30 protein-coding genes and 1 pseudogene are annotated in these 25,678 nt (G+C 64.7%); 12 read left to right on the plus strand and 19 right to left on the minus strand.

Features of this window, described 5'->3' with window-relative positions; translation table 11 throughout:
• Window positions 1-19: 19 nt before the first annotated feature.
• Window positions 20-802 carry an adenosylcobinamide-GDP ribazoletransferase gene (locus AC07Y0_RS06220; RefSeq protein WP_498675539.1) on the minus strand — a complete coding sequence of 261 codons (783 nt, stop codon included), beginning with the start codon at window positions 800-802 and terminating at the stop codon, window positions 20-22.
• Window positions 803-931: 129 nt separating this feature from the next.
• Here AC07Y0_RS06220 and cobT point away from each other — a divergent pair, with 129 nt between their 5' ends.
• On the plus strand, window positions 932-1,954 hold the full coding sequence (gene cobT, locus AC07Y0_RS06225) for a nicotinate-nucleotide--dimethylbenzimidazole phosphoribosyltransferase (protein ID WP_498675540.1): 1,023 nt from the start codon (window positions 932-934) through the stop codon (window positions 1,952-1,954).
• A complete protein-coding gene (locus AC07Y0_RS06230; protein ID WP_498675542.1) occupies window positions 1,947-2,357 on the plus strand; it encodes a diacylglycerol kinase in 411 nt (136 codons plus the stop codon). Before cobT ends, AC07Y0_RS06230 begins: the two co-directional genes overlap by 8 nt.
• Before the next feature lie 12 nt (window positions 2,358-2,369).
• On the opposite strand, the gene AC07Y0_RS06235 is transcribed toward AC07Y0_RS06230, so the two are convergent.
• Both AC07Y0_RS06235 and AC07Y0_RS06240 read right to left on the minus strand, forming a co-directional pair.
• Window positions 2,370-3,335: an endonuclease/exonuclease/phosphatase family protein gene (locus AC07Y0_RS06235; protein ID WP_498675544.1), complete on the minus strand. Its 966-nt coding sequence runs from the start codon at window positions 3,333-3,335 to the stop codon at window positions 2,370-2,372.
• A 105-nt stretch (window positions 3,336-3,440) separates the two neighbouring features.
• Window positions 3,441-4,307 (minus strand): annotated as a pseudogene (locus AC07Y0_RS06240) (sensor histidine kinase); the annotation flags it as partial.
• Between the two features lie 65 nt (window positions 4,308-4,372).
• On the opposite strand from AC07Y0_RS06240, the gene AC07Y0_RS06245 reads away from it, so the two are divergent.
• Window positions 4,373-5,472, plus strand: a protein-coding gene (locus tag AC07Y0_RS06245; protein ID WP_498673386.1) for an IS3 family transposase whose coding sequence is annotated in 2 segments (ribosomal slippage) — window positions 4,373-4,625 and window positions 4,625-5,472 — 1,101 coding nt in all. Because the reading frame shifts where the segments join, the coding sequence is not laid out codon by codon here.
• 56 nt (window positions 5,473-5,528) lie between these two features.
• Here AC07Y0_RS06245 and AC07Y0_RS06250 read toward each other — a convergent pair.
• Window positions 5,529-6,203 (minus strand): hypothetical protein, encoded by a 675-nt coding sequence (locus tag AC07Y0_RS06250; protein WP_498675545.1) that lies wholly within the window; start codon window positions 6,201-6,203, stop codon window positions 5,529-5,531.
• Window positions 6,204-6,325: 122 nt separating this feature from the next.
• On the opposite strand from AC07Y0_RS06250, the gene AC07Y0_RS06255 reads away from it, so the two are divergent.
• The 4 genes from AC07Y0_RS06255 to AC07Y0_RS06270 all read left to right on the plus strand — a co-directional run bounded on the left by AC07Y0_RS06255 (window position 6,326) and on the right by AC07Y0_RS06270 (window position 8,752).
• Window positions 6,326-6,898 (plus strand): thermonuclease family protein, encoded by a 573-nt coding sequence (locus tag AC07Y0_RS06255; RefSeq protein ID WP_498675547.1) that lies wholly within the window; start codon window positions 6,326-6,328, stop codon window positions 6,896-6,898.
• A gap of 21 nt (window positions 6,899-6,919) precedes the next feature.
• Window positions 6,920-7,531: a glutathione S-transferase gene (locus AC07Y0_RS06260; protein ID WP_498675549.1), complete on the plus strand. Its 612-nt coding sequence runs from the start codon at window positions 6,920-6,922 to the stop codon at window positions 7,529-7,531.
• Window positions 7,532-7,539: 8 nt separating this feature from the next.
• Window positions 7,540-8,199, plus strand: a complete 660-nt coding sequence (locus AC07Y0_RS06265; protein WP_498675552.1) for a uracil-DNA glycosylase family protein — start codon at window positions 7,540-7,542, stop codon at window positions 8,197-8,199.
• Between the two features lie 64 nt (window positions 8,200-8,263).
• Complete coding sequence (locus tag AC07Y0_RS06270) at window positions 8,264-8,752, plus strand: Lrp/AsnC family transcriptional regulator (RefSeq protein WP_028735436.1); 489 nt, start codon at window positions 8,264-8,266, stop codon at window positions 8,750-8,752.
• Window positions 8,753-8,767: 15 nt separating this feature from the next.
• Here the strand turns inward: AC07Y0_RS06270 and AC07Y0_RS06275 are convergent, their stop codons facing one another.
• The 4 genes from AC07Y0_RS06275 to AC07Y0_RS06290 all read right to left on the minus strand — a co-directional run bounded on the left by AC07Y0_RS06275 (window position 8,768) and on the right by AC07Y0_RS06290 (window position 11,583).
• On the minus strand, window positions 8,768-9,460 hold the full coding sequence (locus AC07Y0_RS06275) for a DNA alkylation repair protein (protein ID WP_498675556.1): 693 nt from the start codon (window positions 9,458-9,460) through the stop codon (window positions 8,768-8,770).
• On the minus strand, window positions 9,457-10,329 hold the full coding sequence (locus AC07Y0_RS06280) for an NAD(P)-dependent oxidoreductase (RefSeq protein WP_498675558.1): 873 nt from the start codon (window positions 10,327-10,329) through the stop codon (window positions 9,457-9,459). Before AC07Y0_RS06280 ends, AC07Y0_RS06275 begins: the two co-directional genes overlap by 4 nt.
• Before the next feature lie 89 nt (window positions 10,330-10,418).
• Entirely contained in the window at window positions 10,419-10,685 is a 267-nt protein-coding gene (locus AC07Y0_RS06285; RefSeq protein WP_498675559.1) for a c-type cytochrome, read from the minus strand.
• An 82-nt stretch (window positions 10,686-10,767) separates the two neighbouring features.
• Entirely contained in the window at window positions 10,768-11,583 is an 816-nt protein-coding gene (locus AC07Y0_RS06290) for a class I SAM-dependent methyltransferase (RefSeq protein ID WP_498675561.1), read from the minus strand.
• A 280-nt stretch (window positions 11,584-11,863) separates the two neighbouring features.
• Between AC07Y0_RS06290 and AC07Y0_RS06295 the strand changes: the two genes are divergently transcribed.
• Window positions 11,864-12,496, plus strand: a complete 633-nt coding sequence (locus tag AC07Y0_RS06295) for a DUF2270 domain-containing protein (protein WP_498680182.1) — start codon at window positions 11,864-11,866, stop codon at window positions 12,494-12,496.
• 6 nt (window positions 12,497-12,502) lie between these two features.
• Here the strand turns inward: AC07Y0_RS06295 and AC07Y0_RS06300 are convergent, their stop codons facing one another.
• From AC07Y0_RS06300 to AC07Y0_RS06320, 5 genes are all read right to left on the minus strand, one after another.
• On the minus strand, window positions 12,503-12,769 hold the full coding sequence (locus AC07Y0_RS06300; RefSeq protein WP_498675563.1) for an usg protein: 267 nt from the start codon (window positions 12,767-12,769) through the stop codon (window positions 12,503-12,505).
• A 224-nt stretch (window positions 12,770-12,993) separates the two neighbouring features.
• The gene (locus AC07Y0_RS06305) at window positions 12,994-13,824 is read right to left on the minus strand and encodes an ABC transporter permease (protein ID WP_498675566.1); all 831 of its coding nucleotides are present in this window, start codon (window positions 13,822-13,824) and stop codon (window positions 12,994-12,996) included.
• Window positions 13,821-14,624, minus strand: a complete 804-nt coding sequence (locus AC07Y0_RS06310) for an ABC transporter permease (protein ID WP_498675567.1) — start codon at window positions 14,622-14,624, stop codon at window positions 13,821-13,823. Before AC07Y0_RS06310 ends, AC07Y0_RS06305 begins: the two co-directional genes overlap by 4 nt.
• A 108-nt stretch (window positions 14,625-14,732) precedes the next feature.
• Window positions 14,733-15,509: a transporter substrate-binding domain-containing protein gene (locus AC07Y0_RS06315; RefSeq protein WP_498675570.1), complete on the minus strand. Its 777-nt coding sequence runs from the start codon at window positions 15,507-15,509 to the stop codon at window positions 14,733-14,735.
• A gap of 370 nt (window positions 15,510-15,879) precedes the next feature.
• The gene (locus AC07Y0_RS06320) at window positions 15,880-16,785 is read right to left on the minus strand and encodes a hypothetical protein (protein WP_498675571.1); all 906 of its coding nucleotides are present in this window, start codon (window positions 16,783-16,785) and stop codon (window positions 15,880-15,882) included.
• On the opposite strand from AC07Y0_RS06320, the gene AC07Y0_RS06325 reads away from it, so the two are divergent.
• Complete coding sequence (locus tag AC07Y0_RS06325) at window positions 16,711-18,384, plus strand: OmpA family protein (RefSeq protein ID WP_498675573.1); 1,674 nt, start codon at window positions 16,711-16,713, stop codon at window positions 18,382-18,384. The two genes, AC07Y0_RS06320 and AC07Y0_RS06325, sit on opposite strands and share 75 nt — an antisense overlap.
• 83 nt (window positions 18,385-18,467) lie before the next feature.
• Here AC07Y0_RS06325 and mobB read toward each other — a convergent pair whose 3' ends face one another.
• The 5 genes from mobB to moaA all read right to left on the minus strand — a co-directional run bounded on the left by mobB (window position 18,468) and on the right by moaA (window position 22,930).
• Window positions 18,468-18,992, minus strand: a complete 525-nt coding sequence (gene mobB / locus AC07Y0_RS06330) for a molybdopterin-guanine dinucleotide biosynthesis protein B (RefSeq protein WP_498675574.1) — start codon at window positions 18,990-18,992, stop codon at window positions 18,468-18,470.
• Window positions 18,989-19,615 carry a molybdenum cofactor guanylyltransferase MobA gene (gene mobA / locus AC07Y0_RS06335; protein WP_498675576.1) on the minus strand — a complete coding sequence of 209 codons (627 nt, stop codon included), beginning with the start codon at window positions 19,613-19,615 and terminating at the stop codon, window positions 18,989-18,991. Before mobA ends, mobB begins: the two co-directional genes overlap by 4 nt.
• Window positions 19,615-20,835, minus strand: coding sequence for a multidrug effflux MFS transporter (locus AC07Y0_RS06340; RefSeq protein ID WP_498675578.1), 1,221 nt, complete (start codon window positions 20,833-20,835; stop codon window positions 19,615-19,617). The genes mobA and AC07Y0_RS06340 overlap by 1 nt, the downstream gene beginning before the upstream one ends.
• 42 nt (window positions 20,836-20,877) lie before the next feature.
• Window positions 20,878-21,789, minus strand: coding sequence for a DMT family transporter (locus tag AC07Y0_RS06345; protein WP_498675580.1), 912 nt, complete (start codon window positions 21,787-21,789; stop codon window positions 20,878-20,880).
• A 151-nt stretch (window positions 21,790-21,940) separates the two neighbouring features.
• A complete protein-coding gene (moaA, locus tag AC07Y0_RS06350; RefSeq protein ID WP_498680183.1) occupies window positions 21,941-22,930 on the minus strand; it encodes a GTP 3',8-cyclase MoaA in 990 nt (329 codons plus the stop codon).
• A 206-nt stretch (window positions 22,931-23,136) separates the two neighbouring features.
• Here moaA and AC07Y0_RS06355 point away from each other — a divergent pair, with 206 nt between their 5' ends.
• Window positions 23,137-23,499 carry a gamma-butyrobetaine hydroxylase family protein gene (locus AC07Y0_RS06355; protein WP_498675582.1) on the plus strand — a complete coding sequence of 121 codons (363 nt, stop codon included), beginning with the start codon at window positions 23,137-23,139 and terminating at the stop codon, window positions 23,497-23,499.
• Between the two features lie 43 nt (window positions 23,500-23,542).
• Here AC07Y0_RS06355 and AC07Y0_RS06360 read toward each other — a convergent pair whose 3' ends face one another.
• On the minus strand, window positions 23,543-24,010 hold the full coding sequence (locus AC07Y0_RS06360; protein WP_454746180.1) for a MarR family winged helix-turn-helix transcriptional regulator: 468 nt from the start codon (window positions 24,008-24,010) through the stop codon (window positions 23,543-23,545).
• 47 nt (window positions 24,011-24,057) lie between these two features.
• Here AC07Y0_RS06360 and AC07Y0_RS06365 point away from each other — a divergent pair, with 47 nt between their 5' ends.
• Window positions 24,058-24,996, plus strand: coding sequence for an alpha/beta fold hydrolase (locus AC07Y0_RS06365; RefSeq protein WP_498675585.1), 939 nt, complete (start codon window positions 24,058-24,060; stop codon window positions 24,994-24,996).
• A 72-nt stretch (window positions 24,997-25,068) separates the two neighbouring features.
• On the plus strand, window positions 25,069-25,677 hold the full coding sequence (locus AC07Y0_RS06370; protein ID WP_498675587.1) for a pyridoxamine 5'-phosphate oxidase family protein: 609 nt from the start codon (window positions 25,069-25,071) through the stop codon (window positions 25,675-25,677).
• The last annotated feature ends 1 nt before the right edge of the window (window position 25,678 follow it).

Consider the following 25,678-nt stretch of genomic DNA (forward strand, 5'->3'; position numbering starts at 1 on the left):
TCGGGATTATATCGGGTGCTCAGCTGGCCATGGCAAGGGCCGCAAGTGCTGCGATCTCCGTCACCTGTTGGGTGGCCCCGATCGTATCGCCGGTGTGGCCGGCCAGCCTGCGGCGGACCTTGGCGGTGAAGCCGGCGGCGGCAACGGCCGCGACCAGCACGGCGAGGAAGTAGGCAAACAGCGAGGCCGAGGGAACCATCAGGGCCGCGGCGAGCACGAGGCCGGTGACGAGCGCGCTGTTCAGCGAGGACTTGAGCGGCGCACCGGCTGCGACCGCCAGGCCGCCGGTGCGCGCCGGCGGGAGCGCCGACCAGTGCCATACCATCAGCGCGCGGCTGAGCGCGGCGACGGCCAGCAGGCAAAGAGAGGCGGCGAGGGGGCCGAGATGCGTGGCCAGTTCCGCGATCGCGGCGGCGCGAAGCCCATAGGCGATGACCAGGGCAACGGCACCATAGGAGCCGATGCGGCTGTCCTTCATGATCGCCAGCGCATGGTCGCGATCGCGTCCTCCGCCAAGGCCGTCGACGGCGTCCGACAGGCCGTCCTCATGCAGCGCGCCGGTCACGCCGGCCTGCACGGCAAGCGCGGCAAAGGCGGCAAGGAGAGGGCTCGCGTCGAGCAGAAGCATGAGGCCGAGTGTCGCGGCCGCCGGCAGGGCGACCAGCAGGCCGGCCAGCGGAAAGGCCCTGACCCCGCGCGACAGACTGCCGTCATGGCCTTCGAAAACGCGGGCCGGCACGGTGATCCGGCTGAGGAAAGAGACCGCCCGGGCGGTGTCGGTCAGATAGGCACGCCAATCCATGGGATCGGTTCACTCCATTGCAAAGACGACGGTGCGCACCGTTTTTTGGCTTGTTGCGGCAGGGCGCGGTCCGTATTAGAGGAGCCAACAAAGCCCGATTTCGACGCAGATTACAAGGAAGCCTTACTCATGACCGTGACCGGCCTGCCATTCGACGATTTCCGTGCGCTGTTGCGTGACCTGCCCGGTCCCGATACTGCGGCGCTGGTGGCGGCGCGCGAGCGTGACCGGCAGCTGACCAAGCCGGCCGGCGCGCTGGGCCGGCTCGAGGAGATCGCCTTCTGGCTCGCCGCCTGGACCGGCCGTCCACCGGCCGTCACGCGCCCGCTGGTCGCCATCTTCGCCGGCAATCACGGCGTGACCAAGCACGGGATCACGCCCTATCCGTCGTCGGTGACGCAGCAGATGGTCGAGAACTTCGCCGCCGGCGGGGCGGCGATCAACCAGATCTGCGCGACCTATGATCTCGGCCTGAAGATCTTCGACCTGGCGCTCGACTATCCGACCGGCGACATCACCTGCGAGGCCGCCCTTTCCGAGCGCGACTGCGCCGCGACCATGGCCTTCGGCATGGAGGCGATCGCCGGCGGCACCGACCTGCTATGCATCGGGGAAATGGGCATCGGCAACACGACGATCGCCGCCGCGATCAATCTGGCGCTCTACGGCGGCACGGCCGAGGAATGGGTCGGTCCGGGTACTGGATCGGAAGGCGACGTGCTGAAGCGCAAGATCGACGCGGTGAAGACCGCCGTCGAATTCCACAAGGACCATCTCGGCGACCCGCTGGAGATTCTCCGCCGCCTCGGCGGGCGCGAGATCGCCGCCATGGCCGGCGCCATCCTCGCCTGCCGGATGCAGAAGATCCCCGTGCTGATCGACGGCTATGTCGCGACCTCGGCCGCAGCCATCCTCAAGGCCGTCAATCCGTCGGCGCTCGACCACTGCCTGATCGGTCACGTGTCCGGCGAGCCGGGCCATCTGAAGGCGATCGAGAAACTCGGCAAGACGCCGCTCCTGGCGCTCGGCATGCGGCTTGGCGAGGGCACGGGTGCCGCCCTTGCTGCCGGCATCGTCAAGGCCGCCGCCGCCTGCCATTCCGGCATGGCGACCTTCCAGAGCGCCGGGGTATCCACGAAGTCCGATGGCTAACGACGCGTGCGACAAGAAAGCCGCGGCCAAGGCCGCGGCGGCGATCGAGAAGAAGACGGGCATCGCCCATTTCTTCGCGGCCGGTCGCTATTCCCTCCAGGGCTTTCGCCGGCTGATCGGCGAGGCGGCGTTTCGCCACGAGCTGCTGGCGCTGGTCATCGGCCTTGCGCTGTTCGCTTTCGTCGGCGCGACGCTTGGCGAATTTGTCACCTTCATCATCCTGATGCTGGTGCTGTTCTGCGTCGAGGCGGTCAACACGGCGATCGAGGAATTGGTCGACCGCATTTCGCCGGAAATCTCGACGGTGGGCCGCAACGCCAAGGATCTCGGCTCGTTTGCCGTCTTCTGCTTGCTGGTGGCGAACGGTCTCTATGCCGGCTACATCGTTTTCTTCGCCGCCTAACCGGCAACCGCTCTAAAAGCGAACCTTGGCGACGACCGCGCGGTGATCCGCCGGCCACGGTGTGACGACGATGTCCGCCTCCGGCTTCTTTTCGCCGACGACGGAAACGCTCAACGTCTCCAGCTTCGGGCCACGGCCGAAGACGTAGTCGATCCGGTCATGATGATCGTCCTTGGCGGTCGGCTCGGATGTCGGCGTCCAGGTGAAGGCGGGCTTGGCCACTTCGTCGGGATAGGCGGTGCGCAGCAGGTCCGTCATGCCGGCTTCCTGCTCGATCCTCAGCGCAGACGGATACTTCACCGCCATCGGCTGGCGGCCCGCCTTGACGGCCGCGTCGGTCCAGTCGCGATGGGACGGCTCGTTGAAGTCACCGAAGAGGAAGACGGCGTCGGCGCCCTCGGCCTGTTTCATGTCCTTCATCACCAGATCAAGCGCCGGGCCGCGCGCCTTGGTGGCCGCAGCGACGGCTTCGTCGGCGGTCTTCAGGAAGGGGGCCGGGCCGTATTCAATGCCGAGCAGCTGGTAGGGCTGGTAGGGGAAGTCGGTGAGATGAATGTTGAAGGCGTAGACCTTGCGGCCGTTGACGTCGATTTCGGCGCCGAGATCATTGTCGGTCGGCTTGCCGATCGGGTAGCGGCTGATGATCGCGTTGGCCCAAAGCGCCGGATTGGTCTTGGTCTGGTCGTAGTAGTGGAAGCCCAGCGCCTCGGCGAGTTGCTTGGCGACGCTTTGGCCGGTCGGCACGCAATCGTCGGCGTCGCAGACGTCGGGTTCCGGCTTGGTCTCCTGGATGCCGATGATGTCGGCGCCGGCGGCGCGGATCGCGGCGGCCGTCTCCGACACGTCCTTTTGCTCGTTGGCACCGCCGCCCCAGATGTTGAAGCTCATGACCGTGAGCTCGGTCGGCGTGTCGGCGGCCAGGGCCGGTGCGCCGGCGAGGGCCGTCGAGAAGAGCATTGCGGACAGCAGCTTGGTCATGGAGATCTCCCGAATCCGTCGATTTTCGCCGAAGATAGGCGGGATTGATGACAGACGCACGAAAGAAAAACGTGATTGCGGCGTGAGCCTGGGCGAAGCCGGCGGTCAGGCGAACTGACGTTTGCGCGGCTCGACCGCATGGGTCTCGGTCACGGCCGGCAGGCTTTCGAGCACGCGGCGCGCGGGCAGGATGGCGATGACTTCGGTGCCTTCGCGCAGCTTCGACTTGAGCTTGAATTCGCCGCCGTGCTTGGCAAGGATCGCTTGGACGATCGGCAGGCCGAGGCCCGTGCCCTGTTCGGCGCTCTTGATGGCGATCGAGCCCTGGCCGAAGGCGGACAGAACGACCGGGATCTCGTTTTCCGGAATGCCGGGACCGTTGTCGCGGATGGAGACATACTGGCCGCCGCCCGCCGTCCAGCCGGCCTTGATGTGGATCTCGCCGCCCTGGGGGGTGAACTTGACCGCATTGGACAGGAGATTGAGCACGACCTGGCGCATGGCCTTCTCGTCGGCCCAGACGGCCGGCAAATCGGGTTCGAATTGTTCCTCGATCGTGATGTTCTTGGCTTTGGCGCGCAATTGGACCATGCCGACGCAGTCCTCGGCGAGATCGAGCAGAGACACGACTTCCTCGTTCAGCTCGTATTTGCCGGCCTCGATGCGCGACAGGTCGAGGATCTCGTTGATCAGGTCGAGCAGGTGCTGGCCGGAGCGATGGATGTCGCCGGAATATTCCTTGTAGAGCGGATTGTTGAGCGGGCCGAGCACTTCCGTCGCCATGACCTCCGAGAAGCCGAGGATGGCGTTGAGCGGCGTTCGCAGCTCGTGCGACATCGAGGCGAGGAAGCGCGACTTGGCGAGGTTGGCCTCCTCGGCGCGGCGGCGCGCCTCGTCGGACAGCGATTTCGCCACTTCGAGCTCGGCGATCAGGTCGTCCTTTTCCGTCTGGAAGGAGAGGAGCTTGAGGTTGTGACCTGAGACCCTGAACTTCCTCCAGAATTTGGTAGAGTCCGTCACATCAAGGAGACGGACGAATGAAGCGTTCACGGTTCACGGAAGAACAGATCATCGGAATATTGAAGGAGCAGGAGGCGGGCGCGAAGACAGTCGATGTCTGCCGCAGGCACGGCATCTCGGATGCAACCTTCTACAAATACAAGGCGAAGTACGGCGGCATGGACGTGTCCGATGCCCGCAAGCTGAAGGCGCTCGAGGACGAGAACGCCAAGCTGAAGAAGCTGCTCGCCGAGGCCATGCTGGACAATGCGATCCTGAAGGATGTCGCTGCAAAAAAATGGTGACGCCCGATGTGAAGCGGAATGCGGTGGCTCACGTCTGTGCGCAGCACGGGGTGAGCCAGCGTCGGGCGTGCGAGGTTCTATCGGTGGATCGTTCGAGCATGCGATATCGGAGCGTGCGGCCGGACGATGCGTCCATCCGCGAGGCGATGAAGAAGGTGGCGTCCGAGCGTCGTCGCTTCGGCTATCGCCGTATCCACGTGATGCTCGACCGGCAGGGGATGGTCATGAACCTGAAGAAGCTTCGACGTCTCTATCGCGAGGAGAAGCTGACGGTGCGCAAGCGCGGCGGCCGAAAGCGGGCCTTGGGGACGAGACGTCCTTTGGCTCTGCCGTCGCGTCCGGGCGAGCGCTGGAGCCTGGACTTCGTCAGCGATGCCTTCACCGACGGCCGCCGGTTCCGTGTTCTGGCGGTGGTCGACGACTTCACCCGTGAATGCCTGTGCCTGGTCGCCGACACATCCCTGTCGGGGGCACGGCTTGCCCGCGAACTGGATAGTCTCATCGCCAGACGGGGAAAGCCGAGGACGATTGTCTCGGACAACGGCACGGAGATGACCAGTATGGCCATCCTCAAATGGTGCCAGGAAGCAAAGGTCGAATGGCACTACATCGCCCCAGGCAAGCCGATGCAGAACGGCTTCGTCGAAAGCTTCAACGGCAGCTTCCGTGACGAGTGCCTCAACGAGACCCTGTTCTCGTCGCTCACTCAGGCCCGAGCCGCCATCAACGCATGGAAGGAGGATTACAACAGGAGCAGACCCCACTCGTCGCTGGGCAATATCACCCCCAGCGAGTTCGCAATGAAAATGGCTATGGAAAAACAGGCCGCATGAGGCCAGATTAAAAACCCAAGACTCTCCCGAAAACTGGAGGGAAAGTGGGTCTCAGGTCAGTTGGCCTGATGCAGCCGGCTGGTGATGTAGATGAAGAAGACGAGCGCGGTAGTGAACAGCGCGGTGACGCCGATGTCGAGCGCATGGCGGGTGGTGATCGCCACATAGACCAGCGCGCCGACGGTCGGCAGGAAGCCGAACAGCACCGCCTGGCGCAGCAGCATGTTCGACATGGCCGTGACCGACAGCACGATCAGCAGGGCCGCGCCCTTGTAGAGCACGAAGGTGTCGCCGCTGCAGGCGGTGCAGGACTGCAGCGAGAAGACGGCCCAGCAGACGCCCATGGCGGCCTGGCCGGCGAGCAGCAGGCGGCGCCACTTGACCAGGTTCGCTGTGGTCAGGTCATGGCGCGCGGCGCGCTTGACGAGGATGATGTTGAGCGCGTGGACGGTAAGGGTCGCCAGCGTCCAGAGGAAGAGCGTCGGGTCAGGATTGATGTAGGCGCCGAATCCGCTGACCATGAGGATGACGATCGGCATCACGGCCGCACCCTGCAGGGTCGCGCCGACATGCATGCCGAGCATTTCGCTCTCGAACAGCATCGTCCCGGCCTTGTTCGACTGCAAGCGTTCGCGCGTCGTGCGGACCGCCTTCGCCACAGCCGTGTTGCGATGGCCGCGGGAGAGGTCGACGATGTTCTTGTCAGTCGAGGTTGGGACGCCTTTACTCATATTGTCGGATGGTCACTTGTCGCGGATCAGGCAAAATTAGCGGGTAATTCTTAAGAAGATGCTGTCGAAAAGGATTTGTTTGCCATGCTCGCCAAGGTTTCGTTGTTGAAATGGGCCGAAATGTGAAGCGCACATGGCGCATTCTGCGCGATGCCGTCGTCGGGCTTTCGATGCTTTTCCTCGGGCTTCTGATCGCCGCCAAGCTGGAGAACGGCAATCGGCAGGTCGTCGCCGGGCATTTCACCGTGGTTGACGGCGACACGCTGATGCAGGCCGGCGCGCGTTTCCGGCTCGAGGGGATCGACGCGCCGGAGATCGACCAGAGTTGCCGCGAAGACGGTGCGCCGACCGCCTGCGGCGAGACCGCGAAGCTCAGGCTTGCCGATTGGGCGGCGCATGGCGATTTCTCCTGCAGCGGCGGCGAGCGCGACCGCTATGGCCGGTTGCTGGTCCGCTGCAGGGCCGGCAAGGCCGACGTCAATGCGGGGCTGGTGCGCGAGGGGCTTGCCGTCTCTTATGGCGATTATGTCCGCGAGGAGGCGGCGGCGCGGCTTGACGGTCTCGGCCTTTGGGCGGGCGAGTTCGAGCGGCCCGCCGACTGGCGGCGCAGCCATCAGGCAGGGGCGGAGCTCGAAGAAGGGGAACATTCTCCCGGCTTTTTGGCTTTCATTGGCCGTTGGCTTGGTGTCAACTGAGCCAACATCGCGGGAGGTATCATGAAGCTCTATGACGGTGGGCGGGCGCCCAATCCACGGCGGGTCACGGTGTTCCTCAAGGAAAAGGGGATCGAGGTCGAGATCGTGCCGGTCGATATGGGGTCGCTCGGGCACAAGTCCCCCGAGATTACCTCGAAAAATCCCTTGCAGCGGCTGCCGATCCTTGAACTCGACGATGGGACGATCCTGTGCGAATCGGTCGCCATCTGCCGCTATTTCGAGGAGAGCCAGCCCGATCCGCCGCTGTTCGGCATCGATGCCAAGGACAAGGCGCTGGTCGAGATGTGGAACCGGCGGGCGGAGTTGAGCTTCTTCGCCGCGGTGGCCGCCGCCTTCCGCCACCTGCATCCGGCCATGCGCGAATGGGAGGTGCCGCAGGTGCCGGAATGGGGGGAGGTCAACAAGCCGAAGGTGCTGGACTTCCTGCGCTTCCTCGACGGCGAGCTGGCGACCCGCGAATTCATCGCCGGGCCGCGCTACACGATCGCCGACATCACCGCGATGATCGCCTTCGAATTCATGAAGCCGGCGAAGATCACCTGTCCGGAGGAGCTGACGCATGTCTGGCGCTGGTACAAGGCCGTGCATCAGCGGCCGAGCGCGGCCCTCTGACCGGCCGCATGATGGAGAACGGTGGTGCTGTCGAGGGCATGGACGAGGCGATGGACCCGCTTCGGCGCGCCATTGCCGCCTGCCGCATCTGCCGCGATTGTCCGGCCGGCGGGCCTGACTACCGCTTGCCGCACGAGCCTCGCCCCGTCGCCATAATCTCCTCTGAAGCCCGCATCCTAATCGCCGGGCAGGCGCCGGGGCTGAAAGTTCACCAGACGGGCCTGCCGTTCAACGATGCCTCGGGCGACCGGCTTCGCCAGTGGCTCGGCGTCGATCGAGAGGCTTTCTACGACCGCCGGCGCTTCGCCATCGCCCCGATGGGCTTCTGCTTTCCCGGTTACAACGAAAGCGGCCACGATCTGCCGCCGCGGCGCGAATGCGCGCCGCAATGGCGGGAGACGGTGATGGCGGCCATGCCGCAGATCGAGCTGGTGCTGGCGATCGGCCAATATGCGCAAGCCTGGCATCTGGGCGGCCGCCGGCGAAAAACGATGACCGAGACGGTCGAGCACTGGCGCGACTACTGGCAGGGTAATGTCGAGGGGCCGAAGGTCCTGCCGCTGCCGCATCCGAGCTGGCGCAACACCGGCTGGCTGAAGCGCCATCCCTGGTTCGAGGCCGAGGTTCTGCCGGTGCTGAAATGCGCGGTGGAGACGTTGGCTGGCTGAAACGATTTTCTTTGCTTTAACCAAATTTGAGCTATATCGAGAAAATTATTCGAAAGGCTTTGGCATGGACAGACTCGACCGAAAAATTCTCCGCATCCTTCAGGAAGACTCCACTCTGGCCGTCGCCGATCTGGCGAAGAAGGTCGGATTGTCGACCACGCCGTGCTGGCGGCGCATCCAGAAGATGGAGGAAGACGGCATCATCCGTCGCCGCGTCGCGCTGCTCGATCCGGTCAAGGTCAATACCAAGGTCACCGTCTTCGTCTCGATCCGCACCTCCAGCCATTCGATCGAATGGCTGAAGCGCTTTTCCGAAGTGGTGGCGGAATTCCCGGAAGTCGTCGAGTTCTACCGCATGAGCGGCGACGTCGACTACCTGCTGCGGGTCGTCGTGCCGGACATTGCCGCCTATGACGCCTTCTACAAGCGCATGATCGCCAAGATCGAGATCCGCGACGTGTCCTCTGCCTTCGCCATGGAGCAGATCAAGTACACGACGGAACTGCCGCTCGACTACATGCTGCTCGACAACCAGCGCAATTCCGAGGACTGAGGCTCGCGCCGAGCCTCAGGGCTTCAGGCGCCTGAGGATCTTTTCGCTCGTCAGTTCGCGCACGGCATCCTTGCCGATCCAGCGTGCCGTCTTGTCGTCGCTCGCCGCCAGTTTTTCGGCGAGCGCCAGCGCCGGAGCGTGGCAGGTGCGGTTGCGCTTGCCGATATTGCGCAGCGCCCAGTTCACGGCCTTGCGGACGAAGTTGCGCGGGTCGGTCGCGTATTTCTCGATCAGCGGCAGATAGGCGAGCAGGGCCAGATCCGGCTCGTCCTTGTTATGGACGGTGGCGCCGGCGATCATGGCAAAGGCCGTGCGGCGGACATATTCGCGCTCGTCGGCGGCGAACTCCGCGACAAGATCGCGCCAGTAGGGCGTGTCGGTGAAGATATCCGCGGCGGTGTCGACGATTTCCCAGGAATTGAAGTCGCCCGTCCAGGCCCGCGCCTCGTCCATCGTCAGCGCCTGGGGATCGGCGGTCAGGATCGCCAGCATGCGGGCGTCGCGCAGGCCCGTGTCCCACAGGGCGAGCGCCCGGCGGTGGTCGCGCTTCACCTGCCGGAAAAGAGCCTGCATCTGCGGCGTCGTGATGCCGAGCGCCGTGGTCGTGTCGATGCCGAACCGTGCCATGCCGGCAATGTTGGCTTCGTTCCTCAACGACTGGAGATAGGCGACGATTTCGTCGACCGAAGATGCAGGCGTCAGCGTCATTTCTTTTCGAGCCGGGCGAGCAGCGAGGACGTATCCCAGCGATTGCCGCCGAGCTTCTGCACTTCGCCGTAGAACTGGTCGACCAGGGCGGTGACGGGGAGGGCCGCGCCGTTGCGGCGGGCCTCGGACAGCACGATGTCGAGATCCTTGCGCATCCAGTCGACGGCGAAGCCGAACTCGTACCTGCCCTCGTTCATCGTCTTGTGGCGGTTTTCCATCTGCCAGGAACCGGCCGCCCCCTTGGAGATGACTTCGATAACCTTTTCAATGTCGAGGCCGGCTTTCTTGCCAAAGTGAATCCCCTCGGCAAGGCCCTGGACCAGGCCGGCGATGCAGATCTGGTTGATCATCTTGGTGAGCTGGCCGGCGCCTGCGGGACCCATCAGGCCGACCATACGGGCAAAGGCATCGATCACGGGCCTGGCCTTGTCGAAGGTTTCCGGATCACCGCCGCACATGACGGTCAGCACGCCGTTCTCGGCGCCGGCCTGGCCGCCGGAAACGGGCGCATCGACGAAGCCGCAGCCCTTTGCCGCTGCCGCCTCGGCAAGCTCGCGGGCGACCTCGGCCGATGCGGTGGTGTTGTCGACCAGGATTGCGCCGGACTTCATGCCGGACAGCGCGCCGCCCTTGCCGATCGTCACCGAGCGCAGGTCGTCGTCATTGCCGACGCAGGTGAAGACGAAATCGGCATCCCTTGCCGCTTCGGCCGGAGTGGCCGCGGCCTTGCCACCGAACTGGGCGACCCACTTCTCGGCCTTGGCGGCGGTGCGGTTATAGACGGTGACGTCGTGACCGCCCTTGGTCTTCAGGTGCCCCGCCATCGGGTAACCCATGACGCCCAAACCGATGAATGCGACCTTGGCCATGCTCAGAATTCTCCTGCCTCGTGTTTCGTGTGGGCAGGATTAAAGCATTGCGCGGCGAAGGAAAAGCGCGGCAGGCCGGGCTGCGGTTCTCACAAGGCCGAAACTTTCAGCAGGTAGGCGATGATGTCGGCGCGCATGGCCGGATCGGGTGCCTTGTGGTCGGCGAGGAAGCCATCGAGATAGGCGCTCCTGGCCGCCGCGTCAGGGCCGGCGATCATCGGGACGAGGCGGTCGACGCTGCGGTGGCAGCGGGCGCAGGCCTTCGTATAGGCGGCTTCGCCGGCGACGGGATCGCCCGCGGCCCAGGCCTTTCCGGCCAGACAGAGAAGAACGGCGAGAAACATGGCGCGGATCATAGGGGACCTCTGACGAGAAGAGACGGGGCCGCCTCCGGCGTGCCCCTCAGCTTCTCATCAAATCACCGGCGCGGCAATCGGTTCAGCCCTTGAGGCGCGCGATCACCAGATGGCCCGGAGACGGGTTGCCGTCCTGCATGCGCACATTGATCTCGGACATCTCGACGATCTCGAAGCCGGTCGAGGCAAGCCGCTCGCGGATATAGGCTTCCGAGTGGGCGAAGCGCTGGTGCGGACCGACCATGTAGGGTCGGCCGGCCAGCACGTCTTCGGGCAGGGTCTCCGACGAGAAGATGAAGAGGCCGCCGGCGAGCATGTTTTCCGCCGCACCGAAGAACAGCGGCTCGAGCGCGCCGAGATAGGGCAGCACGTCGGTCGCGGTGATGAGGTCGAAGGCCTCGTCGTCATTGTCCTCAAGGAAATCCTCGACCTCGGCGACGTAGAGGGTCTCATAGAGATCCTTCTCGTGGGCGATCTCGACCATGTTTTCGGAAATGTCGATGCCGGTCATGTCGTCGACCATGTCGCGCAGCGTGCCGCCGGTGAGGCCGGTGCCGCAGCCGAGGTCGAGCATACGCTTGAAGGGACCGAGCTCCAGCGCCTGGAGCCGCTGGCGCACCATGGCGGGAACCGCATAACCGAGCTGTTCGACGAGAATGTCCTCGAAGGCTTCGGCATGCTGGTCGAACAGCGTCTCGACATAGGCGTCCGGCGCCTTCGGCGGGGCTTCGCCGCGGCCGAGCGAGGCGATGCGGACGGAGGCACCGCCATGGTCCTCGGGGTCGATAGCCAGCACTTCCTCATAGGCCTTGACGGCGGCGTCGATGTCGCCGGCCTTTTCGAGCGCCAGCGCCCGGTTGTAGGCTTCCGCCAATGCGTCTTCGTCGATCTTGGCCATGGGGAAACTCCAATCGTTGCGCGCCGACCGCCGGCGCCCGTTTGGCCAGCCTCTAAAGGGTCGCCGGGCCTTTGGCAATGCGTGAGGCCGGCCTGTGGCCGGAACACGGCCTTGCCGTGCCTCGTTAGGCGGGGTAACCACGAAGGTTACACGGGAGGTGGGCAGCGGCATGGCGGAACAGGGCGAAATCATCCAGGGTGCGGGCACGATCATCCAGGGGGCAGGCAAGACGCATGGCGACGGGCCGGCCCTGCCGGCGAATTCGGTCGAAAAAGCCAATATGATCATCCATTATTATCGCGGCGAGATCGGCCGAATGACCAGCTGGCGCGACCGGATCGACCGTACCTCGAACTGGGCCATGACCGTGGTCGCCGGCCTGCTCTCGGTGTCGCTGTCGACACCGACCTCGCATCATGGCGTGGTGCTGTTCGCCATGCTGCTGATTTCGCTGTTCCTGATGATCGAGGCGCGGCGCTACCGTTTCTTCGACGTCTACCGGGCACGGGTGCGCCAGCTGGAGCGGCACTATTTCGCCCAGGTGCTGAGCCCGCAGGCCGAGCTCAATCCCGACTGGGCGGTGGCGATCGCGGCAAGCCTGCGCAGCCCCGCCTTTCTAATGAGCTACCGCGAGGCGCTGTTCCGCCGCATCCGCCGCAACTATGTCTGGATGTATCTCATCCTGCTGCTGGCCTGGGCGCTCAAGATATCCAGCCCCAAGCTGCTGCCGGACGAGCCCTCGGTCGAGTTCATCCATTCCTTCGGCGACCTGGTGGCCAACGCGACGCTCGGCCCCTTGCCGGGATGGCTGGTTCTGGCCGCCGTCGGCCTGTTGCACTGTGCCGTGGTCTACTCAGCACTCCACCGCGAACCGGACGACGGCGAGTTCGCCCATGGCGAGGTGCATGTCTGACCGGCGTCAGTGCAGGATGAATTCGCCCCTCAGCGCCCGCCATTCGTTGGCGGCTATCAGCTGCTGGTGCACATAGCGGACGGAATGCAGCGGCCCGTCGAGCTTTTCCTGCCAGAATTTCAGGAAGCCCTTCATCTCGGGGAAGTCCGGCGCCAGATCATACTGCTGCCAGACATAGGTTTGCAGCAGGGTGGGATGGTCGGGCAGGCGGTAGAGGATTTGCGCCGTCGTCAGGCCGTAGCCCTTCAGCATCAGTTCCATTTCGTTGTTCATGACAACCTCGTCTTCGTTCCCTTATCCAGAGGACCGGAGCCGGCGGTGTTCCGCTTCGGCGGACCGATCGGCCGCCTGAGGGGGCGGCCTATCATCCATGACAGCATCGCAAGGTTAACGGAAGCTTAACGAGGGTGGATCGGGTCGGAATTTCTGTTCGAAACCAATGACTTGGCAGCCGAACTCATCGAGTGCTGCCAGCGCGAGGGCAGGACGTGGCGGGTTCAGCGCCTGAGATGGCGTGTCAGCCGCGCTTCCATCGCCGCCCAGACATGGCGCATGGCCTCGACGATCGACAGATAGAAGATCGCAGCCCACAGATAGGCCTGGTAGTCGAAGGTGCGCGAGAAGGTGTAGCGGGTCTGACCCATCAGATCGAGGACGGTGACGACCGCGACGACGGCCGAGCCCTTGACCATCAGGATGATCTCGTTGCCATAGGGGCGAAGCGCCACGATCAGGGCCTGCGGCAGGATGATCTTGCGGAAGGTGACGAAGGGGCTGAGCCCGAGCGACTTGGCGCCTTCGGTCTGTCCGCGCGGCACGCTGAGGATCGCGCCGCGCAGGATTTCCGCCTGATAGGCCGCGGTGTTGAGCGTCATCGACAGCAGCGCGCAATACCAGGCCTCGCGAAAGAACCACCACAGGCCGACCGCTTCGATCTGCGGGCGGAACGAGCCGAAGCCGTAGTAGATCAGGTAGATCTGGGCGAGCAGCGGCGTGCCGCGGAAGACGTAGACATAGGCGTAGGATATGACATTCAGCACGCGGTTCTTCGACATCCGGGCAAAGGCGATCGGCGCCGAGAGCAGGGCGCCGAGCGTGATCGAGGTCACTACCAGCGTCAGCGTGACCCAAAGGCCGGACAGGTAGCGCGGTCCGTATTTGACGAACTTGTCGGTATCCCAGTTGCTGATCATCATATAGGCGAGGGCGGCGCCGAGCAGCAGCCACAATGCGATGCCGACAAGGCCGAGGATGCGCGAGCCGCTGAGGGCAACGATGCGCTGCGGCGGGGCCGGGCGCGGCGGAATGAGTTGGGTGGCGTAGCTCATCGGCGGACTCCGGCGCGGTTGCTCCAGCGATCGATCGCGCTGATGCCGATCGACGAGACGACGGCAAGAAAGAGGAAGAGGGCGCAAGCCAGCAGATAGAAGAAGAACGGCTCCTTGGCGACCTTTGCGGCGATGCCGGTCTGGCGCAGGATGTCGGACAGGCCGATGACGGAGACGAGCGCCGTGTCCTTAAGAAGGTTCATCCAGAGGTTCCCGAGGCCGGGCAGGGCGATGCGGATCAGTTGCGGCACGATGATCAGCCGCATGGTCCGGGCGCGATGCAGGCCGAGCGCATCGCCGGCCTCGTACTGGCCTTTCGGAATGGCGCGGAAGGCCGAGAGCAGCACTTCGGAGCAATAGGAGGAGAATACCACGGACAGCGCGATCATGCCGGCGACGAAGGCATTGATCTCGATCCGCTGGTCGTTGCCGAACCACGAGAGGATCGACTGGATGCCCATCTGCACGCCGTAATAGACGATGAACAGCGTCAGCAGCTCGGGCAGGCCACGGAAGATCGTCGTATAGATGCCGCCGGCGAGCCTGAGCGTCTTTTCTTCCGACTGCATGGCAAGCGCCACGAAAAAGCCGATCAGCAGCCCGATGGGCAGCGTCGCGAGAGAAAGGGAGACGGTGACCTTGACGCCGAAGGCGATCTCGTCGCCCCAGCCGGTCGCGCCACAGGCGACGATCGAGGAACTGCCGAAAATGGTGAAGACGCCGGCCGGTCCGCACAGCGGATCGAAGGCATACTGGAACCAGGCCCAGAACGACCCGAGCGCGGAAAACAATCCGCTCATGCTGAATTTCCCCTCTGCGGTTCGAGCCGCAAATTTTTGTCATTCTTTTTCAAGTGGAAATGGCGGAAGTGCAAGCCTTCCGCCATTCCGGGATCAGATTCTCAACGCTTACTCGCCGTAGACGTCGAAATCGAAGAACTTGTCGTTGATTTCCTTGTACTTGCCGTTGGCGCGGATCGCCTTGATCGCGGCGCTGAACTTTTCAGCAAGCGCGGTTTCGCCCTTGCGAACGGCGATGCCGGCGCCCGGGCCGTTGATTTCGATGTCGGGGGCGAGCGCGGTCAGGATCTTGCAGCACGCGCCGGCTTCGGACTTGACCCATTCCGACAGGACGACGACGTCGTCGATGACGGCGTCGACGCGGCCGCCTTCGAGATCGAGCTTGTACTCGTCCGTGGTCGGGTAGACCTTCAGCTCGGAATCCGCCATGTGCTTTTCAGCATAGTTGGCGTGGGTGGTGGACGACTGCGCACCGAGCACCTTGCCCTTCAGGCCGGCGACATCGGTGATCGGCGAATCCTTCGGCACGGCGATCGCCGGTCCGGTGTTGTAGTACTTGTCGCTGAAGTCGACCTTTTCCAGGCGTTCCGGCGTGATCGACATCGAGGCGATGATGGCGTCGAACTTCTTCGCCTGCAGCGCCGGGATGATGCCATCCCAATCCTGGGTGACGAATTCACAGGTGACCTTCATCTCATCGCAAAGAGCCTTGGCGATGTCGATGTCGAAGCCGACGAGCGTGCCGTCCGATTCGAGGTTGTTGAAGGGCGGGTAGGCACCCTCGGTGCCGATGATCAGCTTTTCGCCTTCGGCCATTGCGCTGCCGGCAAAAAGCGACAAGGCGGCAATCGAAGCGGCGGCGAAGAAACGTGTCGAAATACGCATGAGATCCTCTCTGTTGGTCGTTCGCGCGGTTGTTATGATTCCTGCGCTGAACAGGGCAAGCGCGACACCGGCGTGTCGTACCTGTCGCGATATTCCTACTCTTTTCTAGGGAAAATCAACTGCAAAGACGCGTCGCCGATAAAAAATTGTACAGTTGAGCAATAGCGACGTGGCGGGGATGGCTGCGGCGGGATGACGAAAAACGTCGATGGAAGGAAACTTTTTCGTTCAGCCAGGGTTAATTCGCGAACAACTAGGTTCTGCCGCATGGGAGCGGGAGAATCGCGTGGCCTTAAAAAAGCCTCCTCGCCATTGGCTCCTCCAACACTCTCCGCGTGGTGACACGCTTCGCAAGGAAACGAATATGAATCTAAGATCGAGACTGTTCGCCACCGTTGCCGTGCCGGTACTTTCCGCCGCGGCGATGGTCGAGCCGGTGGCCGCCGCGGCCGTATTGCGTGCGCAGGACGCCGCCAGCCAATCCCGTCCGGGTGCGGTCGAAGGCATGATCCTGCTGGCCCAGGCTGCCGTCACCTGCAGCGACGGAAGCGAGGCGGCCGACCAGGCGAGCTGTGACGCGATCGACGCCCAGCGCGCCGCCGAGCAACAGCAGGCTCAGGAAGCCCAGCAGGCCGCCGAGCAGCAAGCAGCCGAGGAGGCCCAGAGGGCTGCCGAGCAGCAGGCTGCCGAGGAAGCGCAGCGGGCCGCTGAACAGCAGGCCGCAGAAGAAGCCCAGCGGGCTGCCGAGCAGCAGGCTGCCGAAGAAGCGCAGAAGGCTGCCGAGCAGCAGGCCGCCGAAGAAGCGCAGAAGGCTGCCGAGCAGCAGGCCGCCGAGGAAGCCCAGCGGGCCGTAGAACAGCAGGCTGCTGAAGAAGCGCAGAAGGCTGCCGAACAACAGGCTGCCGAAGAGGCCCAGAAGGCTGCCGAACAACAGGCTGCCGAAGAGGCCCAGAAGGCCGCAGAACAGCAGGCTGCCGAAGAGGCTCAGAAGGCTGCCGAACAACAGGCTGCCGAAGAGGCCCAGAAGGCCGCAGAACAGCAGGCTGCCGAAGAGGCTCAGAAGGCCGCTGAACAGCAGGCCGCCGAAGAGGCCCAGAAGGCTGCCGAACAGCAGGCCGCAGAAGAAGCGCAGAAGGCCGCCGAGCAACAGGCTGCCGAAGAAGCCCAGAAAGCCGCCGAGCAGCAGCCGGCAGCGGAAGCCGTGACCTGTGCCGATGGATCGCAGGCGGCATCTGCCGATGCGTGCCCGCCGGCCGAACAGGCGCCGGCAGAACAACCGGCTCCCGTAGAGGAAGCGCCTGCCGAGCAGATCCCGGCCGAAAAGCCGGCCCAGGCCGAGGAACCGGCTCCGACCCCGGAGGCTCCGGCCAATGAGGCGGCCCCTGCCGATCAGGCGCCGGCCGAGGAGGCTCCTGCAGCGGAACCGGCTCCTGCCGAGCAGCCGGCCGAGAGCCCGCTGACCGATGATCAGCTGAAGCCTGCCCAGGACGCCGTTCCGGGCGAAACCCCGGTCGTGCCGCAGGATCAGTCGACGACCGAGCCGGCTGCGCAGCCGACCGGCGAACAGGTCGTCGTGCCGGCCGTCGAAGCGCCGAAGGATGCGCCGGTGGTCGAGGTCATCGACGAGCGCACCGAAGAAGACAAGCAGCAGATCGCCGAGGATCCGTCCAGCACGGCCGAAACCGTGGTGCTGCCGGTCGACAACGGCGCTGCCGTGCTCGACAGCGACAAGGACGCAGACAATACCGGTGCTGCCAATGTCCGCGATGCCCGCACCGTGCTTCGCGAAGAAACCCCGGTCGTCGCAGCCCCCACAAGCGATCTCGAGGCCCAGGGCGAAGCGCCGAAGTTCGAACCGCAGGTGATGGAAGCCATCATCACGGAGAAAGGAACGACGCGCGACTCCGCTCCGACCTTCGAAGTGCCGACCACCGTCATCAACAATGTGACCAATGTGACCACCGTCACGAACGTCACGAATAACAACAACGAGACCAACATCGTCAATCAGGTGAACGAAGTGCGGGTGATCGAGGAAGTCGACAACCGGACGATCATCAACATCGGCAACCTGGAAGTCGTTCGCGGTGACGACCGTTCGCGCCTGCGCTATGACGAGGAGCAGACCTTCTACGAAGAACTGTCGCGTGGTCGTGTTCGCGAAACGATCGAGCGCAATGATGGCTCGCGCCTGGTGACGGTCTACAACCGCTTCGGCGACATCATCCTTCGCTCGCGCTTCACGGCGGGTGGCGACGAATATGTCCTGTTCTATGCGCCGGAAGCCGACCGTGACGAACCGCATGTCTATGTCGACGTAGGCTACAGCCTGCCGCCGATGCGCCTGACCATTCCGGTCCAGGATTATATCGTCACCACGTCCGATGCACCGGATCGGGATTACTACGACTTCCTCGCCCAGCCGCCGGTCGAGCGCGTCGAACGCGTCTACTCGATCGAGGAGGTGAAGTCGTCGGCCCGTATTCGTGACAAGGTCCGCCGTATCGACCTCGACACGATCACCTTCCCGTCGGGCTCGGCCGAGGTGCCGCTGGCCCAGGCCAAGACGCTGCGCAAGGTCGCCGCGGCCATGGAACAGGTGCTGGCCAAGGATCCGGGCGAGACCTTCCTGATCGAAGGCCATACCGATGCCGTCGGTTCGGACCGTTCGAACCTGATCCTGTCGGACCAGCGTGCGGAAACCGTCGCCAACCTGCTGACCGAAGTCTACGGCATCCCGCCGGAAAACCTCTCGGTCCAGGGTTACGGCGAACGTTACCTGAAGATCCGCACGGCCGAAGACGAACAGCAGAACCGCCGCGTCGCCATCCGCCGCGTCACCTCGCTCGTTCGCCCGGCGACCGCCGCCAACTGACAGGTCGACTGACGATCGCAATCGAAAGGGCCGCCGGAGATGATCCGGCGGCCCTTTTTCATGTCTGGTCTACGCTGAAGTCTTCATGCGCGGGGTTGCGGCAAACCGGTGACGCGGGCGATGAAGTCGGCGATCGCCTGGGTGTCGTCGAGGTCGAAGACGGGCAGGGGCTCACCGGCGACCGGATGATCGGCGGCGATCGCGACGATGTGCGGATCGTTCGGGGCCAGCGGCTGGCGATTCTTCGCGTCCAGCCTGCGGGCCTCGATCTTCGGTACGGGCTCGCGCTTGTAGCCCTCGATCAGCACCAGATCACAGGGACCGAGCCGGGCGAGGATGTCCTCGAAGCTCGGTTCGTCTGCCCCGCGCAGTTCGTGCATGATGGCGTAGCGCGTGCCCGAGACGAGGGCGACCTCGTGGGCGCCGGCCTGGCGATGGCGGTAGCTGTCGGCGCCGACCTTGTCGATGTCGAAGTCGTGATGGGCGTGCTTGATGGTCGAGATGCGGTAGCCGCGACGGGTGAACTCCTCGACCAGGCGGACGGCCAGGCCGGTCTTGCCGGAGTTCTTCCAGCCGGAAATGCCGAAGATGCGTGGTTCGTCGGTCATGTGGCTCGCACCTCGATGAAGCGTTCGGCCGTTGCGAAATCGTCCGGCGTGTTGACGTTGAAGAAGGGATCGAGGCTCCCGGCCGGCGTTGCGAGGAGGGGAAAGTCGACAGCCAAGGATGCGTGGCGGGCGATGAAGGCCTGCAGTTTCCGGTTTTCGGGCTCGGCCAGCCATGTCTCCAGATCGTCCGCGAGCGACAGCGGCCAGAGTGCGACGACCGGATGGACCTGACCGTCGGAGGCGGCCAGCACGATCTGGTCGGGTGCCGCGGCCGCGCTTTCGAGCCGCGCCACGAGATCGAGCGGCAGGAAGGGCGTGTCCGCCGGGACGGTCAGTAGATGGGTCGCGGCGGGCGTTATGGTGGCGGCGCGGCGCAGGCCGGCGAGCACGCCGGCGAGCGGCCCCGGATGGCCGCCGATCGTGTCGGGAACGAGCGGCAGGTCGACACCCACCGCAAAATCCTCAGGTGCGTTGATGGCCAGCGCGCCGACCTGAGGCCTCAATCGTTCGGCGACCCGCACGATCATCGGTTTGCCGGCAAGCTCGGCCGAGGCCTTGTCGCGGCCCATGCGGCGCGACAGGCCACCGGCGAGGATCAGCGCGGGGACGGATCGGTCGTGCATCACTCCTCCTCGGCTCTCCAACTGTCCTGAGGATCACCATAGCGCAGGTAGAGGATAGCGGCCACGGCGAGCACGCCGCAGGCCAGCATGACCAGCAGCATGGGCATGGCGCCGGTCTCGACGGTGAGGATCGAGGAGGCGAATACCGAGGTCGCCGCGCCGCCGCCCATGGCGATGGCGCCGCTCAGGCCCGAGGCCGAACCGGCGAGATGGGGCTTGACGCTGACGACGCCGGCATTGGCGCTCGGCAGAGTGAGGCCGTTGCCGAAGCCGACGATCACTTGCGGTCCGAAGAAGGCGAAGGCGGAGTTCACGCCCGCCAGCAGGAAGGCGGCCGGAACCAGCGTTCCGACGATCATGGCGATGGTGCCGGCGAGCATCATGTTGGAGGTGCCGTAGCGCCGCGCGTAACGGCCGGAGACGAAGTTGCCGGCCATGTAGCCGGCGGCGATGAAGACGAATTGCAAGCCGAGCGTGCTGGGGCTCATCTGCATCAGCGTTGCGCCGATGAAAGGGGCGCCGCCGAGAAAGGCGAAGAAGGCGCCGGAATTGAAGGTCACCACCGCCGTGTAGCCCCAGAACTGCGGCGAGGCGAGCAGCCCCGGCCAGGCCCTGAACTGCGCGGAAAAACTGGCGCTGCGGTTGCGGTTGGTTTCGCCGAGGTCGGCCGCGACCAGCGCCAGCACCACCACGCCGAGGGCGAAGATGGCGACGAAATTGGCGCGCCAGCCGAAGGCGTCGCCCAGCACGCCGCCGAGCGTCGGGCCGATCATGGGCACGATGGTCATGCCCATGGTAACGTAGCCGATCATCGAGGCGGCCTCTTCCATCGGCACCATGTCGCGCACGATGGCGCGCGACAGGACGATGCCGGCGACCACGGCGGTCTGCAGCATGCGGGCGGCGATGAGCGTGTAGATGTCGGTCGCGACCATGCAGACGAGGGTGGCGGCCAGCAGGATGACGAGGCTGCCGATGACGGTCGGCCGCCGCCCGAAACGGTCGGACAGCGGCCCGATGGCGATCTGCACCACGGCCGTCATGGCGATATAGCCGGAGATCAGGATCTGGATCGTGCCGTAGGACACGCCCAAGTCCTTCGCCATGCTGGGCAGCGACGGCAGGAAGATGTTCATCGTCAGCGCCGAGAGGCCGGCGATGGCCACCAGCGTGACGATGTGCGGGGGCGACCGGCGGTCGAGGAAGCGGGCGGTCTTCAAGCTGTCTTTCCTTGTCGCGTCCATGGGTGCTCGCTGGCCGGCTTACAGGGCCGGTTTGGCCGACGCGGCCTCAAGCCTCGCCATCTCCGCGCGGCGCTTGTTCTCGCGATAGAAGGCGTAGAGGCCGGAACCGATGACGATTACCGTGCCGACTACCATCCAGATGTCGGGAACTTCGCCAAAGAAGACCATGCCGAGCGTGACCGCCCAGAGCAGGCTCGTATAGCGGAACGGAGCGATGAAGGAAATCTCGCCGGTGCGCATGGCCATGATGATCGCCAGGTAGCCGATGAAGATCAGGCAGGAGGCGATCAGCATGATCCCCCAGGTCGAAGCGCTCATCGGCTGCCAGCCGCCGAAGGGAACGATCAGCGCTGCACCGGCGATGGTGATGCCGGCGGCGGTGCTGAGCGTGATGGCGAGCGACGATGTGCCGGAATCGATCTTCTTGGTGACGAGGTCGCGGGCGGCTGCGAAGACGACACTCATCAGCACGTAGAGCGAGGCCAGCGTGAAGCCTTCGGGGCCGGGCCGGATGATGATCAGCACGCCGAGGAAACCGATACCGATCGCCGTCCAGCGCCGCCAGCCGACCGGCTCGCCGAGGAAGAGGGCAGCGCCGAGCGTGACGGCGAGCGGCAGAGACTGCAGGATCGACGAGACGTTGGCGAGCGGCATCTGCCCAAGCGCGCTGAGGAAGGTGACGGCGGCCAGCGTTTCGAACAACATGCGCAACAGCACGGTTGGCCTTGTCAGCATGCGGATGTCGCCGAGGGCGCCCATGTGGCGGGCCACCAGGAAGACCAGAATGGTGGTGAGTGCGCCGCGCACGAACATCAGCTGGCCGACATTCATCAGCGGGGTCACGGCCTTGCTCAGCGCATCGTTGAACGTGAAGCCGGCCATCGAGAGCGCCATCAGCAAGGCACCCTTGGTATTGTTGGACAGTGCCATTCGGGGGGAATCCTGGAAATCTCTGTCGCCCCTTCTAACGGAAGCGACGCATGTCCGATATCGCCTTATACGGTGTTTGTCGGATTGGACGCAAGAAAAGCAGTGTGCGACGTGTCGGAGTGCATAGAGCCAGCAAGACCTCCGTCGGCATTCAGCCGCCGGTGACGCTCATGTGGCGGGCGACGGCCGGACGGCGGTGGTCGCGGTCGATGATGAAGTCGTGGCCCTTCGGTTTGCGGCCGATCGCCTCGTCGATCGCCGCCGACAGGAAGGCATCGTCGGGCGATGCGCGCAGCGCGGTGCGCAGGTCGGCCGCATCGTCCTGGCCGAGGCACATATAGAGCGTGCCGGTGCAGGTGAGGCGCACGCGGTTGCAGCTCTCGCAGAAATTATGCGTCATGGGCGTGATCAGGCCGAGCTTGCCGCCGGTCTCCTTGACCCTGACATAGCGTGCGGGGCCGCCGGTGGAGAGCGGCAGGTCGGTGAGGGTGAAGCTCTCCTCCAGCCGCTGGCGAACCAGGGACAGCGGCAGGTACTGGTCCGTGCGGTCCTCGCCGGTCTCGCCCATCGGCATGGTTTCAATGAGCGTCAGGTCCATGTCGTTGGCATGGGCATAGCGCATCAGCTCGGGGATCTCGTGTTCGTTGAAATCCTTGAGGGCCACGGCATTGAGCTTGACCCGGATGCCCGCGGCCTGGGCGGCGCGCACGCCTTCCATCACCTTGTCGAACTCGCCCCAGCGGGTGATCGTGCGGAACTTCTCCGGATCGAGCGTGTCGAGCGAGACGTTGATGCGGCGCACGCCGCAATCGGCGAGTTCCGCCGCAAAGCGCGACAGCTGCGAGCCGTTGGTAGTGAGCGTCAGTTCCTCGAGCGCGCCGCTTTCGAGATGGCGGGACAGGCTGCGGACGAGGAACATGATGTTCTTGCGCACCAGGGGTTCACCGCCGGTCAGGCGCAGCTTCTTCACGCCCTTGGCGACGAAGGCGGAACAGAGCCGGTCGAGCTCCTCGAGGGTGAGCAGGTCCTTCTTCGGCAGGAAATTCATGTTTTCCGACATGCAGTAGGTGCAGCGGAAATCGCAGCGGTCGGTGACCGAGACGCGCAGATAGGTCACGGCGCGGCCGAACGGATCGACCATCGGCGAGTCATTTGGCGCAAGCGCGGTTGCATCCTGCCATGGTCCGGCACTGAAATTCAAAGCACGACCTCCCTCATATGCCGCTAAGATGGTCAGCATGGTGCCCAACGTCAAGCAAATGGGTGCTTGTCGGGCCGGCAAAATGTCTTGCGCTGCACAAGATGCGGGCATAGTTCTCGGCGCAGGACAATTTGACGGATGCGAAGATGAGCGATTTCTGGCCAACCGAACTCAAGGTGTCGAAGGATCGGCGGATGCTGTCGGTGAGCTTCAACGACGGCGTGACGGCGGCTCTGCCGGCGGAAATGCTGCGGGTCCTGTCTCCCTCGGCCGAAGTGCAGGGCCATGGGCCCGGACAGAAGGTGACCGTGCCCGGCAAACGCGAGGTGGCGATCAAGGCCGTCGCGCCGACCGGCAACTACGCGGTGCGCATCGCCTTCGACGACGGCCATGACAGCGGCATCTTCACCTGGACCTATCTGCGCGAACTCGGCGAGACCGGCGAGGTGAAGTTTGCCGAATACGAACGCGAGCTGGCGGAAAAGGGGCTCAGCCGCGACCGCCGCTGACCGCGAGCCCTCCAGAATGGAGAAGGGCCGGGGGCCGTAAGCTTCAGTCCTCCGCGGCCTCCTCGCTTTGCAGGCGGGCAATCAGCTTCTCCATATGCGTCGCCATCATCATGCAATCCTCGATCGGGGTCACCGAAAGCGTGCGCTCGATCAGGTCCGTCTGGATTACCATGGCGCGGGTCGTCAGGTCGCGGCCCTGCTCGGTGAGGAACAGGCGCAGGATGCGCTTGTCGCGGCTGTCCGGGCGCCGCTCGATAAGGCCGCGCTTTTCCATCTGCGGCAGCAGCATGCTCATGTTGGAGCGGCCGACCAGCAGCTTGCGGGCCAGCTCCTGCTGCGAGATGCCTTCGAAGCGGTAGAGATTGATCAGGATGTCCAGGTGGGGCGGCTTGATGTCGAGCGAGGAGAGCGCGCGCGTCAGCGCCTGCTGCATGAGCTGGCAGGCGCGGCCGACGGAGATCCAGCTCTTGAAGCGCGGGTGGTCCCACGGCAGGGCTTGATTTTTGTTCATGGTTGTACTTTATTGTTCATCGTTGAACATTCACAGGGATTCCGACTATGCCATCCTTTGCCATCAAGGTCACCCGATTCGGTTTCTCCGCACTCGGGCGCGTCTCTCCGGAGCTTGCAAGTCGTGCCGCCCTTGCCCTTTTCTGCCGCACGCCGCCGAAGCGGCCGCGGGAGGCCAAGGCGAAGGCGGCTTTTGCCGAGGGCGCGCGCACGCTGGCACTCGCCGAGAAGCTGCGGCTCGGACCTGCCGGGGCCCGGGTCGGCGTCCACAGGATCGGCTCGCCGAACTGTTCTGCGCCGCGGGTGCTCGTCGTGCACGGCTGGGGCTCGCGGGCCGAATATCTGGCCGATCTGGCCATGGGCCTGCGGGAAGCGGGCGCGGAAGTCTTCGTGCTCGACCTGCCGGGACATGGCCGCTCCTATGGCCGGAGCCTCGACATGCGCCTGGCCGCGGAAGCCATGGCCAGGGTGCAGGAGCGCTTCGGACCCTTCGATGCCGCCGTCGGCCACTCCTTCGGCGGCGCGGCCCTGATGGCGGCGGCGGGCGGCAGTTTTCCCGGCATCCCGGCCATCAAGGCGCACCGTCTGGTCGTGATCGGTGCACCGTCGCGGATCGACGATGTGTTTACCGGCTTTGCGCGGATGGTCGGCCTCACAGCTGCGACCGGCCGGGCGCTCATTGCCAGAACCGAGCGGCGGGTCGGCTGTCCCGTCGAGGCGCTGGACGGCGTGCCAATCGCGCTTCGGCTCGGCAAGCCCCTGCTGGTGGTGCATGCCGAGGACGACAAGGAGGTCAGCGCCGACCAGGCCCGTCGCTATCTCGGCGTTGCCGATCACATCCGCCATCACTGGGCGAACGGGCAGGGGCATCGCCGCATCGTCAGCGCGCCGGGGGTGATTGCCGCTGTCTCGGATTTTCTTCTTGGAGACGGCTCTTCCGGTGAGATCGGTGAGACGACGAGGCTGCGTGCGGCGTCATCCTTCTGATACGGTCCAGTCGTAGACGGGGCCGGCGGCCGCGTGCCGCGCCCCATTGCGACAGACCTGGAAGGAGAGGCCATGACGATCATCCGCACCCCCGAAGCGCTCAGGGAAATCTATCAGGGCGTGTCGGAGGCCTCGCTCGTCAAGGTCACGCCGGCGCTTACCGCCGAGTATCGCCGCATGATCGAGGCATCGCCCTTCATGGCGCTGGCGACCGTCGGTCCCGAAGGGCTCGACTGCTCGCCGCGCGGCGATCGCGGCGCGGTCGTGCGGGTGGAAGATGAAAAGACGCTCGCCATTCCCGACTGGCGCGGCAACAACCGGATCGATTCGCTGATGAACATCGTGCGCGATCCGCGCGTCGCGCTGATGTTCCTCATTCCCGGCTCGAACACGGCGATCCGTGTCAACGGCCAGGCCGTCGTCTCGGTGGGTGCCGACCTGCTCGACAGCTTCGAGATGGACGGCAAGCACCCGCGCAGCGTGGTGCTGGTGACCATCGACGAAGTGTATTTCCAGTGCGCCCGGGCGATCATGCGGGCCGATCTGTGGAATCCTGAGAGTTTTGTCGACCCGAAGACCCTGCCGACGCCCGGCGATCTGCTGAAGGCGGCGCAGACCGATTTCGACAAGGAAACCTATGATCGCCAATGGCCGGAGCGGGCCGCCAAGACCATGTGGTGAG

The organism is Allorhizobium sp. GW101-3B10 (assembly GCF_059424725.1).